The 14200-nt window shown below is 74.8% G+C and carries 10 protein-coding genes; 8 read left to right on the top strand and 2 right to left on the bottom strand.

The annotated features are described in order from the left end of the window. Positions 1 to 24 precede the first annotated feature (24 nt). From OG542_RS27880 to OG542_RS27850, 7 genes are all read left to right on the top strand, one after another. Complete coding sequence (locus tag OG542_RS27880) at positions 25 to 1470, top strand: acyl-CoA synthetase (RefSeq protein WP_328414261.1); 1446 nt, start codon at positions 25 to 27, stop codon at positions 1468 to 1470. After that, complete coding sequence (locus OG542_RS27875) at positions 1463 to 2803, top strand: carboxyl transferase domain-containing protein (protein ID WP_328414259.1); 1341 nt, start codon at positions 1463 to 1465, stop codon at positions 2801 to 2803. The genes OG542_RS27880 and OG542_RS27875 overlap by 8 nt, the downstream gene beginning before the upstream one ends. 80 nt (positions 2804 to 2883) lie before the next feature. Then, entirely contained in the window at positions 2884 to 3222 is a 339-nt protein-coding gene (locus OG542_RS27870) for a CU044_2847 family protein (protein ID WP_328418142.1), read from the top strand. Further along, positions 3219 to 4907 carry a VMAP-C domain-containing protein gene (locus OG542_RS27865; protein WP_328414257.1) on the top strand — a complete coding sequence of 563 codons (1689 nt, stop codon included), beginning with the start codon at positions 3219 to 3221 and terminating at the stop codon, positions 4905 to 4907. The genes OG542_RS27870 and OG542_RS27865 overlap by 4 nt, the downstream gene beginning before the upstream one ends. A gap of 66 nt (positions 4908 to 4973) precedes the next feature. Then, entirely contained in the window at positions 4974 to 5987 is a 1014-nt protein-coding gene (locus tag OG542_RS27860; protein WP_193477811.1) for an AAA family ATPase, read from the top strand. Further along, positions 5977 to 10485 carry an SAV_2336 N-terminal domain-related protein gene (locus OG542_RS27855; RefSeq protein ID WP_328414255.1) on the top strand — a complete coding sequence of 1503 codons (4509 nt, stop codon included), beginning with the start codon at positions 5977 to 5979 and terminating at the stop codon, positions 10483 to 10485. Before OG542_RS27860 ends, OG542_RS27855 begins: the two co-directional genes overlap by 11 nt. 139 nt (positions 10486 to 10624) lie before the next feature. Beyond that, the gene (locus OG542_RS27850) at positions 10625 to 11662 is read left to right on the top strand and encodes a rod shape-determining protein (protein ID WP_311125541.1); all 1038 of its coding nucleotides are present in this window, start codon (positions 10625 to 10627) and stop codon (positions 11660 to 11662) included. Positions 11663 to 11684: 22 nt separating this feature from the next. Here OG542_RS27850 and OG542_RS27845 read toward each other — a convergent pair whose 3' ends face one another. Together OG542_RS27845 and OG542_RS27840 are read right to left on the bottom strand one after the other, a co-directional pair. Beyond that, positions 11685 to 12638 carry a sensor histidine kinase gene (locus OG542_RS27845; RefSeq protein WP_311125542.1) on the bottom strand — a complete coding sequence of 318 codons (954 nt, stop codon included), beginning with the start codon at positions 12636 to 12638 and terminating at the stop codon, positions 11685 to 11687. Next, complete coding sequence (locus OG542_RS27840; RefSeq protein WP_328414252.1) at positions 12635 to 12985, bottom strand: STAS domain-containing protein; 351 nt, start codon at positions 12983 to 12985, stop codon at positions 12635 to 12637. The genes OG542_RS27845 and OG542_RS27840 overlap by 4 nt, the downstream gene beginning before the upstream one ends. 191 nt (positions 12986 to 13176) lie before the next feature. Between OG542_RS27840 and OG542_RS27835 the strand changes: the two genes are divergently transcribed. Beyond that, positions 13177 to 13854, top strand: coding sequence for an ANTAR domain-containing protein (locus OG542_RS27835; RefSeq protein ID WP_328414250.1), 678 nt, complete (start codon positions 13177 to 13179; stop codon positions 13852 to 13854). The last annotated feature ends 346 nt before the right edge of the window (positions 13855 to 14200 follow it).

The following is a 14200-nucleotide window of genomic DNA, read 5'->3' as shown; positions in this document are numbered from 1 at the left end:
CAAGAAGCTAAGGAGATGTGACGCGTGACCTCTCTCTTCCCGGCCCTGACCAGCGGCCCTGCCGACGGGCCCGCCCTGCGGTTCGGCGAGCGCTCACTGACGTACGGAGAACTCGCCGCCGCGGCCGGCGCGACCGCCGGACACATCCGGAGTGCCCGAAGGGTCGCCGTCTGGGCGACGCCCACGATGGAGACCGCCGTCGCCGTCGTCGCCGCGCTGCTGGCCGGCGTGCCCGCCGTGCCGCTCAACCCGAAGTCGGGCGAGAAGGAACTCGGGCACATCCTGTCCGACAGTGCCCCCGACCTGGTGCTCACGGCTCCCGACGACCAACTCCCCGCTCCCGTAGGGGACCTGCCGCGCCTCGACGTCGATGTGCACGCCACCGGTCCCCTCCCCGAGGACCACGGCGACGACGCCGACCCGGCCCTGGTCGTCTACACCTCCGGCACCACCGGCCCGCCCAAGGGTGCCGTCATCCCGCGCCGGGCGATCACCTCGACCCTGGACGCGCTGGCCGACGCCTGGCAGTGGACCGGAGACGATGTCCTCGTCCACGGACTGCCGCTGTTCCATGTGCACGGCCTGGTCCTGGGCACGCTCGGCCCGCTGCGGCGCGGCGGGTCGGTCCGGCACCTGGGCCGGTTCAGCACGCAGGGCGTGGCCCGTGAGCTGGCCGGCGGCGCGACCATGCTGTTCGGCGTGCCGACGATGTACCACCGGATCGCGGAGGTGGTGACCAGTGACCCGGATCTGGTGAAGGCACTGACCGGGGCACGGCTGCTGGTCTCCGGTTCGGCCGCGCTGCCGGTGCACGACCACGGGCGGATCGCGACCGCGACGGGACGCCGGGTGATCGAGCGCTACGGCATGACGGAGACGCTGATGAACACCAGCGTCCGCGCCGACGGCGAGGCACGCCCGGGCACGGTCGGCGTGCCGCTGCCGGGCGTGGAGCTGCGGCTGGTCGAGGAGGACGGCTCGGAGGTCACCGCGTACGACGGGGAGACCGTCGGCGAGATCCAGGTGCGCGGCCCGAACCTGTTCACCGAGTACCTCAACCGGCCCGACGCCACCGCCGCCGCCTTCACCGCCGACGGCTGGTTCCGCACCGGCGACATGGCGGTGCGCGACCCCGACGGCTACGTCCGGATCGTCGGCCGCAAGGCCACCGACCTGATCAAAAGCGGCGGTTACAAGATCGGGGCCGGTGAGATCGAGAACGCGCTCCTCGAACACCCGGGGGTGCGGGAGGCCGCGGTCACCGGGGAGCCGGACCCCGACCTGGGCGAGCGGATCGTGGCGTGGATCGTGCCCGCGGATCCCCAGTCACCGCCCGCCCTTGCCGAGTTGGCCGATCACGTGACCCAGCGCCTCGCACCGCACAAGCGCCCGCGGGTCGTGCACCACCTGAACGCGCTGCCCCGCAACGACATGGGGAAGATCATGAAGCGGGCGCTGACCCATGAGTGACCGGCACTCCGCCCGCGAGATCGCCGCCCTCGTCGCCGACGACTCGACCTTCGCCGAACTCCCCGCATCCATAAGGGACCCCAGGCCTGACGGCCCGCTCGCGTGGCCGGGCTACGACGCCTCCCGCGCCCGAGCCGCCGAACGCACCGGCGAGCAGGAGTCCGTGGTCTGCGGCACCGCCCGGATCGGCGGCGCCCGGGCCGTGCTGATCGCGTTCGAGTTCGGTTTCCTCGGCGGCTCCCTCGGCGAGCGCACCGGCGACCTGCTGGAGGCGGCGTACACGTACGCCCGTGAGCACCGCCTCCCGGTCGTGCCGCTGGTCGCGACCGGCGGCAGCCGGATGCAGGAGGGCATGCTCGCGCTGACCCAGCTCCAGCGGGTGGCCCGCCAGTCGGCGCTCACCAGGGAGGCCGGGCTGGCCCAGGTCGCCGTGGTGCGCGACCCGACGACCGGGGGCGGCTGGGCCACCCTGGGGGCGGGCGCCGACGTGGTCCTCGCGCTGCCCGGGGCGCAGATCGGCTTCGCCGGCTCCCGGGTGCGGCCGGCGGACGCGGACCCGGCGGCCTACACGGCCGAGGCGCAGCTGGCGGCGGGGGCGGTGGACGCGGTCGTACGGCCGGAGGAGCTGCGCGAGGCGCTGGCGCGGTGGCTGCCGCTGCTGACGTCCCCGTCCGGCACGCCAGCCCCGCCGCCCGAACCGCTCGGCGACAGCGCGGGTCTGCCCGGCACCGGCTGGGACGCCGTCCGGCGGGCCCGCTCGCCCCGGCGCCCGCGCGCCGCCGCCTACCTGGACGCCTACTTCACCCACCGGGTCGCGATCAGCGGCGACCGCTGCGGCGGCACCGACCCGGACGGCATGCTGTGCGGGTTCGGTGAGCACGAGGGCCGTACGGTCGCGTACGCGGCGCAGACCGGCACCGCGACCCGCCCCGCCGGCTACCGCACAGCCGCCCGTCTGATCCGCCTCGCGGACCGGCTCGGCATCCCGGTGCTGACCCTCGTCGACACCCCGGGCGCCGCCAACGACGCCGAGGCGGAGCGGCAGGGCGCGGGCGCGGCGATCGCCGACCTGTTCGTGTCGGTGGCGGGCGCCCGTACGCCGGTGACGACGCTGGTGATCGGCGAGGGCGGCTCCGGCGGAGCGCTGGCCCTGGCCGCGCCCGGCAACACCTGGGCCACTGCCGACAGTTACTTCTCGGTGATCGCCCCGGAACTCGCCGCGGCCATCCTCAAGCGGCCGCCGCGCGAGGTGGAGCCGACGGCGGACCAGCTCCGCATCCGGCCGCAGGATCTGGTGGAGCTGGGGGTGATCCGGGGGACCGTACAACCGTGAGTCCGGTGGATGCCCCACGCAACATCAAGTACCTTCCGTAACAACGGAAATGCTCAGTGCAGTGGGACGACGGGGGTGCCGTGGACGGGTTGGTCGAATTCAGGACCGGTGACGGTGCCGTGGTCGCGGTCGAGGGGGTGGAGGAGCGCTCCGGCTCCCGCCTGGTCTCCCGCGGCGACGGGACGGTCCAGGCGACCCGCACCTTCGAGGGCGCCCTGGACGGAGTGCGCGCCGCAGCGGAGTCCGCACTGCGCGTCTTCCGGGACGGCTCGCTGAAGCCCGACGGCGTGGAGATCGAGTTCGGGGTGAAACTGTCCGCCGAGACGGGCGCGTTCATCGCCAAGGGCACCGCCGAGGGCCACCTGGTGGTCAAGCTGTCCTGGTCCCCGTCCGCGCCGGAGGCCGGCACAGTCTCATGAACAGCGCCGAGTGGCACGCCCGGATCGAGTTACGCGGCCAGGTGGCCGGAGCGGGCTTCCTGGTCGCCCCCCGCACGGTGCTGACCTGCGCCCATGTCGTCCAGGACGGCGACGGACCGATGGTGACCTTCACGGAGCGGCCCGGCTCCCCTGCGGTGCCCGCCCGGGTCGTCGCCCACGGCGGCTGGTCCGGCTCCAGCACCGACCTCGGTGACCTCGCCGTGCTGGAACTGGACCGGGAGATGCCCATCGCCCCGGCCGCGCTCGCGCCCGTCGACGCCGCACTCGGCACGAGCCCCCGCAAGCTCGTCGTCTACGGCTTCCCGGCCGGCTTCGACGAGGGCACCCTCGCCGAGTACCGCGTCACCGCACCGCAGTTGATCAAACGGGAGTGGCTCCAGCTGGAGGCCTGGCACCCGGCAGGCCAGGCCCTGGCCCCCGGCTTCAGCGGGGCGGCCGTCACCCTGGCCGACACCGGCGAGGTCGTCGGCATGGTCACGGCGGCGGCCGGCAGCCGGGACGTGCGCAACGGCCGGATGATGCCCACCCAGGTCATGGCCCGCTACTGGCCGGACCTGCAGAGCCTCGTCCCCACCTCGGACCACGCCGGCGCCGACCGGGCCCGGCTGCGCGCCCTGGTCGAGAGGGCGGCCCGGGTGGGCGTGGACTGCGACCCGGTCCGGCTCTACACCGCGGCCGCCGACCCGTTCGACCCGCCGCCGCCCGAGGAGGGGTTCGACTCGCTGTGGTCGGCGGCCCTGTTCGTGCTGTGCGAACTCGACGGCCCGGGCGCCGCGCGGACCGTGTCCCGGTTCGCCGACCGGCTCGAAGCCCTGCTGCACACCCCGGCCGTGGAGCCGTCGGCGCCCGACTGGTCGCCCATCCTCGTCGAACTGGGGCACAGCGGAGCGGGCGACGGCCTGGTCCGTGTCGAGGTGTCCGCGTACAGCGAGGGCCGACGGCACCCGGTGGACTCCGGCACGGTCGAACAGCACCGGCTGCACGCCTATGTGCGGGACCGGATCGAGGCGGCCTTCCGGTATCTGACGCCCGGCGCCGACGAGCTCGTCGCGTTCGCGCTGCCCCGGGACTGGCTGGACTGGCCCGTGGACCTCTGGGCGAGCGCCCCCGACGACCCGACCCCGCTCGGCTGCGTCTACCCGCTGGTCGTCACCGACCACGCCCGCCGCAAGGCCAGCACCCGGCACCTCCTGACCCGGGCGTGGAAGCGCCTGGACTCCCTGCCGGGCGCGCCCATACACCGCGTGGAGTGCGGCGGCCCGGAGGAACCCGGGCGGCTGCGGATGCGGTTGCGGCGGCCCGACGCCTGCCTCGCCGGGTTCGGCACCGCCCCGGCCGCCTCCCGCACCCGACCGCACTTCGACACCTCGCTCACCGCGCCGGCCCCGGTCATCGTGTGGTCGCGCGGCGGCTGCGACTCCGGGCAGGAGGAGTGCGCCGGAGCGGACGGCTGCACCGGCAAGGCCTTCCTCGACGCGCTCGACGCCTGTGTGGCGGCCGTACCGCCCGCCGAACTCCCGCGGCACATCCTGGCCCTGCGCGAGGAGGCGGACGCGGAGGAGGAGCACTGGGCCCACGGCATCCAGCTGCTGTGGGACGACCCGCGCGTCTTCGCCGACCCGCACGCGGTCGTCGCCGCGCACGCCGGGTCGCCGGTGTCCTGACCACCCGGACGCGGTCCGGGGCGCCTTGAGAAACACCAGCACGAAAACGGAGAGCGGAGACCCCCCATGCCGCACTGGTCGGTCTACACCGGCAGGAACGAGCCGCACGACGGCATCGACGACCTCCCCGTCCCACCGCCCTGGCGCGCCTTCGACGGCGGGCCCGCCCTGCCGCCGCCCGGCGACACCGACGACGCGACGGCCGTCTCACCCGACCGCGTGCACCGGGCCAAGTCGTACGTGGCCACCCCGGAGAGCGTCCGGCTCGTCAACGCCGCGCTCTGCCTGCGCCGCCCCCTGCTCGTCACCGGCCCGCCCGGCACCGGCAAGTCCTCACTGGCGTACGCGGTGGCGCGCGAGCTGCGCCTCGGCCCGGTGCTGCGCTGGAACATCACCAGCCGCAGCTCTCTCGCCGACGGCCTCTACCAGTACGACCCGCTGTCCCGGCTGTACGCGGCCCGGGAGCGGCCGGACCGGCCGGCCGCCGGCGACGTCGAGGACCATCTGCGCCTGGGCCCGCTCGGCACGGCCCTGCTCCCCTACGACCGGCCCCGGGCCCTGCTCGTCGACGAGATCGACAAGAGCGACCTCGACCTGCCCAACGACCTGCTGAACGTCCTGGAGGAGGGCCAGTACGAGATCCCCGAACTGGTACGCGCCGCCCGCCACTCGGAGGACAGCGCGGCCGAGGTCCTGGCCGACGGCACGGACACCCCGGTCGCCGTCCACCGCGGCCGGGTCCGCTGCCGGGCCTTCCCCTTCGTCGTCCTGACCAGCAACGGCGAACGCGAGTTCCCGCCCGCCTTCCTGCGCCGCTGCGTCCGGCTGAAGCTGCGCCGCCCCGACCGCGACCAGCTCACCGACATCGTCCGCGCCCACCTCGACACCCCGGACGCCGCCGCGGACCGTCTGATCACCCGCTTCCTGGAGCGGGCGGGCGGCGGCGAACTGGCCACCGACCAGCTCCTGAACGCCCTCTACCTCACCGGAGTCTCCGGCCTGGACGCCGAGTCCCGCGACGACCTCGCCGAGCAGCTGATGCCGTACCTCAGCACGACGGCCGACGGCGATGGCTTCTGATCACGAGTGGGAGCGCCCTCGGGCAGACCGGGCAGGCGCTCGCGGCGCGGGCCGCGTCCCCCCGGCCGCCGCGCCGTCGGCCGACGACGCCGACTCGAACGCCCCCGGTGGCGGCCTGCCGGCGATCAGCCGCCGCGCGGCCGGGGCCCGACACGCACACACTGATCGCGAGGCAGGGCAGTCCCCCGTCGCCCGCCTGGCCGCGGCGCTGTCCGCCGCGGGTGCGTCGCCGACACCCCGGGAGCTGGCGGAACTGCTGTGGCTGGCGGGCCGGTTGGAGGCGGACGAGGAGCAGCCGCAGGCGGCGGGGCCCCGGCCCGGCCGTACCCTCACGCCAGAGGAGGAGGTTCGGGACACCCGCGAGGAGGGAACCGAGTCCGAGGGCGAGACCCCGGCCGCTCCCGTGCCGCCTCCGACGGCCCCGGCGCCCACACCCGACCGCGTCCCCCTGCGCCTGCCCGCACCACGCTCCCCGGGCCACACCGAGGGAGAAGCGGCAGGCGGCGGTTCCCCCCTTCTCGCCCCCGCGCCCCCGATGCTGACCCACCCCCTCGCACTCCAGCGCGCCCTGCGCCCGCTGCAGCGCAAGGTGCCCTCCCCGCAGCTGCGGGTGCTGGACGAACGGGCGACGGCCGACCGGATCGCGCGGCTCGGCGCCCACCCCGACGCGTGGCTCCCGGTGCTGCGCCCGGCCCCCGAGCGCTGGCTGCGGCTGAACCTCGTGCACGACACGGGCCCCACCATGCCGGTCTGGCGCCCCCTGGTGAGCGAACTGCACACGGCCCTCGCCCAGTCGGGCATCTTCCGTACGGTCACCCTGCATCCGGCCACGCCCGACGGCCGGGCCCGCCAGGTCCCCGTCCTCGACGACGGCCGTACGGTCACCCTCGTCGTCAGCGACTGCATGGGCCCGCAGTGGCGCCCGGGCGAGGCGGGCGAGCGCTGGTACCGCACCCTGCGCCACTGGGCCCGCCACATGCCGCTCGCCGTGGTCCAGCCCCTGCCGGAACACCTCTGGCCCACCACAGCGCTCCCCGCCGAACCGGGCCTGCTGACCGCCCCGTCCACGGCGGCGCCCTCGGCGGCACTCGGCTTCGCCCCGTACGAAGCCACGCCACCCCCCGACCGGGCCCTGCCCCTGCCGGTCCTGGAACCGGGCGCCCCCTGGCTCGCCCACTGGGCGGCCCTGGTCTCCGACCCGGGCGGCGCCCGCACTCCGGGCGCGGCGGCCTGGCTGCCGCCCGCCCCCGCACCACCCGCCGAACCGGTCCCCGACCTGGCCTCGGTGTCCCCGGAGGATCTGGTGCTGCGCTTTCGCGCGACCGCGTCCCCGGAGGCCTTCCGCCTCGCCGGGCATCTCGCCCTGGCGGTCCCCTCGGTCCCGGTGATGCGCCTCGTCCAGCGCACCGTGGACCGCGACCCGCACCCCCGGCACCTCGCCGAGGTGATCCTCAGCGGCATGCTCGCCGCAGCTCCCGGGCCTCCCGGCTCCTATGAATTCCGGCCCGGCGTAAGGGAGTTGCTGCTGCGCTCCCTGCCCCGCACGGCCCGAGGACGGACCCGGGAGTTCCTCGAACGGGTCGGCGGTCTGATCGACGAGCGGGCGGGGCTCGCGGCCGGGGAGTTCCGGGCCGAGACGGACGGCGGAGGCAACGGCTCGGGGCCGGCGTTCGCGACGGTGAGCGAGGAGACGGTACGGCGGCTGGGCGGGGAGGGACAGCCGGAGCCTCTGTTCGCCGGGCGGTACCGGCTGGCCGGGCGGCGAGGGTGGAACGGGCGGATGGCGATCGCCGTGGACGTCCGCACGGGCCAGCGGGTGGTCGTCCGCCGGTACCGCGACCAGCGCGCTCCGCACGAGCGGTTCCTGAGGCAGGCGCGCGCGCTGGCCGGGATCGACGATCCGCATGTGGTGCGGGTGCTCGACTTCGGGGTGGAGGACGACGCGCCGTACGTGGTGACGGAGTTCGTGGACGGCCTGTCGCTGTCCGAAGTGCTGTCGGGTATCTCCTTCCGGACGTTCGCCCGCCTGGTGTGCCAGGGGCTGGCCGGCCTCGAAGCCCTCCACACGGAGGGTCTGGTGCGCGGGGAGCGCGGCCCCGCGGGGCTGCTGCTGCGGCCCGACGGCACCGTGCTGCTGAGCCGGTTCGCCCTGGGCGAGGAGTCCTACGGCAAGGACCCCGAGTCGGACGTCGCCGAGTTCCGGTGGCTGCTCAAGCAGCTGACCGCGGGCATGTCGGTTCCGGTCGAGCACGGCCGCCTGCTCGACCTGGTCGACAAGCACCGGCTGTCCGAAGCCGCCGACCACGCCGCACGCCTGCTCGCGATGGCCTCGTGGCCGTCGCCGCGCCACGTCACCCTGCTCGGTCCGCTGCGCATCAGCGACGGCACGGACCCCATCGAGCCTCCCTCACCGTACGCCCAGGCGCTGCTGTGCATGCTGCTCCTCGACCACGGACGGCGCGTGACCCACACCGAGCTGGCCAGGGGCCTGTGGGAGGAGCCGCTGCCGGAGAACGAGGCCGCCGGCCGCCTCGAGCGCCTGGCGGCGGAGGTGCGGCCCGTGCTGCCCCCAGGCGGGCTCGTCTCCTTTTCGCACGCCTACGCCGTGCACATGCCGGACGTGTACGTCGACGTGCTCCATTGCGAGGAACTCCTCGGCGACACGATGCGCGGGCCCGCTGAGCTCCGGCAGGTCCTCGACCTCTGGTACGGCGACCCCCTCGACGGCATCCCCGGCCCCGCCGCCGCGGCCACCCGGGACCGCCTGCGCGCCTTCAGGCTGGACCTCGAGACCACGCTGGCCGAGCAGGACCGGAGGCCGTCCGAAGAGGCCGCCGGCCCCACGATCCTCTTCGAGGCCGACGACCTCACCGGCCACCCCGAGGCACGCATCACCCTCGAATACGCGGTGCACGAGATGCTCTCCCGCGGCGCCCTCGCCGCCCACCGGTTCGACGTCCGGGTCCGCGGCAACGGGTACGTGGTCCACACCGAGCCCGGCACCTACGTCCTCCCCGTGCTGGTCGCGGTGGTGCGCGGGCTCCCCGAGGTGCTGACCGGGCTCGTGGACCCGCCGCCCCTCACCGTGACGTTCTGGGACCGGCCCACCCCGCCGGCGGTGGCGGCGCCCGTGCCCGCCGACGTCCAGGTGATCGTCTCCCCGGCCGTGTACGAGCAGTTCGCCGGCAGCTCGGCGGCCCAGGGGCCGCAGCGCTTCCAGCCCCTCTACCAGGGCGGCGCCACGGACACCCCGCCCGTCGCCTGGTACTGCCCGCTGTCCCCCTCCACGGGCCCCGAACCCGAGGTCCGCGACCTGGTGCGGGGGCCCCTCATCACGAACGATCTGCGCCGGCTCGGCATACCGGCCCCGGGCCGCACCGCCGTCGTCCACACCCAGCCGGACGGCCCGCTCACCCTCCTCAACCCCGCCCAGCCGCGCGGCGACGGGCCGCCGCGGCACGTCACGTACTACGAGGTGGACCTCACCACGCACCAGTCCCACCACCGGGTCTCCCTGCCGAGCTCCGGCAAGGGCGCCTTCGCCGCCGCGGTCGAGCTGTCCTGGCACGTGGACGACCCGGTCGCCTTCGTCCGCGGTGAGGTCGCCCGGGTGTCCGAGCCGCTGCTCGGCCATCTGCTGGAGGAGGCGGCCCGGATCACCCGCCGGCATCCGCTGCGCCGGGCGGGCGCGGCCCAGCGCGCGGTCAACGCCGGGCTGCGCCGGTGGCCCGTGCCGGGGCTGTCGGTGACGGCGTCGGTGCGGCTGGCCCCGGAAGGGGCGCCCCTTCCCGGACCGCAGGGCCCGGCCCCGTCGGCGCGCCCGCCGTCCGGTCTCCTCGGCGACGCCGAGACCGTGCTGCTCGGCTTCGACGGCCCGGTGGCCCGTCTGTTCTCCGCGACCACCGCGCGCGAGGCCGCCCTCGACCTGCTCGCCCTGGTCGCCGAGCACCGCGAGCCGCAGGACACCGTGGCCGCGGCGGGGCGGGAGACGTTCGTCCATCCGCTGGACGTCCTGCGGGCGTTCGCCCAGGACCGGCTCGGCCCGCTGCTCCGGGACCGCCTGGAGACACTCGAACTGCTGGCGCTCCCCGCCGCGCCGACGACGCACAACTGCGTGCCGCTGGTCCGCGCCCTGCACGACTCCGGACGCCGTGTCAGCGTGGTCACGGACGTCGGCACACCGGCCGTCCACCGCTACCTGGAGCCCTACGGCCTCCCCCTGGCCGGCGTCCACGGCCGCGGCAAGGACCTCGCCCTGCTGACCCCGCACCCCGACTGCCTCCTGCGCGCGATGCACTCCTCCGGCGCCGCCGCCGCGACCGGCGTACTCATCGGCTCCACGGTCGCCGAACTCACCGCCGCCCAGCAGGCCGGCCTGCGCTTCATCGGCCTTGCCCGCAACACCACCGCCGCCCGGCAACTCCGCGAGGCGGGCTGCGAGACCACCGTCACATCCCTGGCCCCCCTACTGGAGGCCGCACGCTCGCTCCCGTCCTAGCCGGTGCCGCCGAACCCCCGTTCGGCGGCCCCCCACCCGGCCCCCTTGGAAAGGCGGCTCCGTGCCCTCCCGCGCACGATGCGAGGGAGGCCCGCCATCTGGCGGCCCTCCACGGTCTGTGCTCTCGGGAGGACCTGCCATGACCGCCAGTCTGGAGCAGTTGCGCCGCTGCCACTTCGCCGTCGACCTGGGGGCGGCCCGCACCCGCGTCTTCGTCAAGGGCGCCGGGCTCGTCGTCGACCAGCCGTCCGCCGCCGCCGTGAACACCCGCACCGGCGCGCTGATCGCGGTCGGCGAACTCGCCGAGAAGATGACGGGTCGTACGCCGGACTACATCCGGGTGGTACGGCCGGTGTCCGGCGGCACGGTCGTGGACATCGAGATGGCCCAGCGCATGCTGCGGCACCTGCTCGGCGACAAGATGCGCCGCAGCCTGCGCCGCAAGCCGATCCTGCGCGCCGCGGCCTGCACCCCGCACGACGCCGACCCGTTGGCCCAGCGCGCCGCGATCGAGACGCTGGTCGGTCTCGGGGCCCGCCGTGTGGAACTGGTCGACACGCTGATCGCCGCCGCCGTCGGCTGCGGGCTGCCCGTGGAGCAGCCCGAGGCCACGATGATCATGGTGTGCGGGGCGGCGGCCACCCAGGTGGCCGTGCTGTCCCTCGGCTCCATCGTCACCGCCGAGCGCATCCCGGTGGGCGGTGAGGCCGTCGACCACGCGATCGTGCAGCACCTGCGTCACGAGCACGAGCTGATGCTGCCGAGCCAGTCGGTACGGCCGTTGCAGCTCGCCCTGTCCGGCAACGGCCTCACCCCGCACGGCCCGGCCTCGACGGAGATCCACGGCCGGGACGTCGCCACGGGCCTTGCCCGCTCGGTCCAGGTCGACACCGCCGCCGTGCGGGACGCCATCCAGACGCCGCTCACCGCCATCCTCGACGGCATCGGCAAGGTACTCCGGGACTGCCCGCCCGACCTGGTCGCCGACCTCGCCGACCGGGGGATCATGATGGTCGGCGGCAGCGCCCTGCTGCCGGGCCTTGACCAGATGCTGCGCGAGGCGACCGGCATGCCCGTGCGCATCGCCGAGCGCCCGGACGTGTGCGCCGTACAGGGCCTCGGCGCCATGCTGGAGGGCAAGATCGAACCGCTGGCGCTGGATCGACTGGGGGCCTGAGCCGCCCGGGGGGGCGAGGCCCTCAGCGAGCGAACCAGCAGCGCACCGTCGTCCCGCCGTCGCTCCGGTGCACCCGCACCAGGTCGGCGATCAGGTTGACCAGCAGGATCCCGCGCCCACCGCGCTGGTCGCGGGGCACGGGCCGGCGCCCGGCCAGGATGTCCGCGAGCCGCCCCTCGTCGCGCACCTCGCACACCACGTACCCGTCCTCGGTCCACATCCGCAGCACACCCGAACCACCCCCGTGCACCACGCTGTTCGTGGTGAGCTCGGCCGTGGCCAGGGCCAGGTCGTCCAGCTTGACGCCGGTGAGACCCAGCCGTGCCGCCTCACCGACGGCCACATGCCGGGCCGGGGAGAGCGAGTCGGAGTCGAAGGGGAACGTCAGCGCGTCCGGCACGGGCGGCAGCGGCTCGTTGTAGCGGTCGACGACGGCCCAGGGGGCGTACGCGTCGCTGCTCTGCTCCGCCCGGGAGCCGGAGGGGATGACGGTGGGATGGGTGGCGTACGCGTCGGCGAGGACGTGCTCCGGAAGCCGCTCGACGTCGTACGGACACAGGATGGTCGCCGTACGGCCCCGGAAGGCGGCGTTGATGAGCGCCTCGTGCTGGACGCAGGCGGGGTACTCGGTGTCGGAGCGCCCGGCCCAGATGGGCTCGCCGATGATCCGCACCCGACGGCCGGACGGCTGGGCGTCGGCGAACGCGCGTAGCACGCCGGGGATGATCCGACCGGGGTTGCGCCCTGCCTCCCGCATGTCCATGAGCTTCACGGCACCCGCCGCGTCGCCCAGGGCGTCCCGGATCAGCGCGAGGTTCTTGCCGGGCACCGCGACCGCCACGGGCTCGCCGGCCGCCAGGCCGTCGCGCACGAAGGGCACGGTGACGTCGAGGTACTCCTGCTCGTCCCGGTAGAAGAGCGCCGGGTGGACGAAGGGGTCGAGGGGCCCGAAGGGCTCGGTCACGGCAGAGGTCATGATGTCGACACCTCGATCCCCGCCTGGTCCGGCCACAGCAGATCCAGCGTCCTTCGCAGGGCCGGCGGCGGCCGGCGCACCACGAACCGCCGGCCGTCCCGGAGCTGCCCGGCCGCGGCCGCGAGCGCACCGGCGCCCGCGACGTCGACGAACGTCACGTCGGACAGCTCCAGGTAGTACACGTCCTCATCCTCGCGAACAGCCTGCTCAAGTACGCCTTCCCAGATCACACGGGTCGTCAGGCCGACTTCTCCCGCCGCCCGGACCCCCTGCCGCCCGGCCAGCGGAAACACCGCCAGGCCCGGCACGCGGGGCCCCGCGGCCGGCACCTGATATCGAGTGTTCAAGCCCCTCTCCCCACGCTTGCGGACCACAGCGCTCGTACCCGCCCGGGAAAAGCTCATTCCCCCGAATCGGGTGTAGTACGCCGTAAGGCGGGCAGGCGCACCTCACACCGACGTCCACCGGGGGGCGACGTGAGCGTTGCGCAGTCCGGCTGGGACCGATGACGACCGACGAGGACCGACAAGGCGGTGACATGACGTCAGCGGCATCACCACACCTCACAGGAGGGTTGAACACCCTGGTCATCAGTGGCCGCGTCGACGCGGACCGTGCCGAGCTCACCCCGCGTGGTGAGCTCGTTCACGGTTGCGCGGACATCCTGGCCAGAACCCTGGCGGAGCTGCCGGCCACGATCACCCGGGTCGACCTGGACATGGGGGGCGTGCATTTCATGGACACGGCCGGACTGCGGTTCCTGGACGTCCTGGGCGACTACGGCCGGGAGCGTGCGACGACGGTCACGACCACGAACTGGAACGGCCAGCCGCGCCGGATCCTGGAGCTGGCGGGCCTGGACACCACGGATCCGCTGCGCCCCGCGGACCACGACCCCGCCCCGGCCGCCGCCTCGGCGGTCGCCCTGGAACGCGCGGAGCGTCTGCACGTCCTCCAGTCGGAGGTCGAGCAGCTCCGCCAGGCCATCGCCTCCCGCCCGGTCATCGACCAGGCCCGCGGCATCCTCATGGCCACCCACGGCTGCACCTCCGACCAGGCCTGGCACATCCTCCGGGAAACGTCCCAGCTCTCCAACACCAAGCTCCGCGACGTGGCCGCCGCGGTCACGGCCAGCGCGGAATCCGACGGCCCTCCTCCGCCTCCCGAACTGCGCACGGCCCTGAACAAGGCCCTCGCCCGCCGCCACCACAGCTGAACCGCCGGCCCGGGCACGCCCCTGAGGTCACCGGAACCCTCCCCTTCGTGGCTGCCTGGGCACGATTCCGGCGACCCGAGGCACCGGACCCGTCCGCTCGGGGCTGCCCGGGCACGACTCCGGGCGGCGGCCGGCCGACGATCCGGAGCCGCCCGGATGCGGCTCGAGGCAGGGCGGCGGGTGAGGCGCCGGGCCCGGGCGGCCTCGGCGGCGGCCCCGCCGGCCTCAGTCGAGGATCGCCCTTACCCTGCCGGGCGGCCGGCCAGTGGCACCGAGCGCAGGGCGAACGCCCCACCGGCGATACGCCGCGGACCGCCCCGGCCCCACTCTTCCGCAGCCCACCGGG

The organism is Streptomyces violaceus (assembly GCF_036014075.1).
Classification (GTDB): Bacteria; Actinomycetota; Actinomycetes; order Streptomycetales; family Streptomycetaceae; genus Streptomyces; species Streptomyces violaceus.
This window is presented reverse-complemented; position numbering and strand designations above follow the sequence as displayed.

Bases quoted from the DNA above. Each gene is read 5' to 3' on its own strand.
- OG542_RS27875 (WP_328414259.1), top strand. From the start codon at position 1,463: ATGAGTGACCGGCACTCCGCCCGCGAGATCGCCGCCCTCGTCGCCGAC.
- OG542_RS27865 (WP_328414257.1), top strand. From the start codon at position 3,219: ATGAACAGCGCCGAGTGGCACGCCCGGATCGAGTTACGCGGCCAGGTG.
- OG542_RS27860 (WP_193477811.1), top strand. From the start codon at position 4,974: ATGCCGCACTGGTCGGTCTACACCGGCAGGAACGAGCCGCACGACGGC.
- OG542_RS27855 (WP_328414255.1), top strand. From the start codon at position 5,977: ATGGCTTCTGATCACGAGTGGGAGCGCCCTCGGGCAGACCGGGCAGGC.
- OG542_RS27850 (WP_311125541.1), top strand. From the start codon at position 10,625: ATGACCGCCAGTCTGGAGCAGTTGCGCCGCTGCCACTTCGCCGTCGAC.
- OG542_RS27845 (WP_311125542.1), bottom strand. From the start codon at position 12,638: ATGACCTCTGCCGTGACCGAGCCCTTCGGGCCCCTCGACCCCTTCGTC.
- OG542_RS27835 (WP_328414250.1), top strand. From the start codon at position 13,177: ATGACGTCAGCGGCATCACCACACCTCACAGGAGGGTTGAACACCCTG.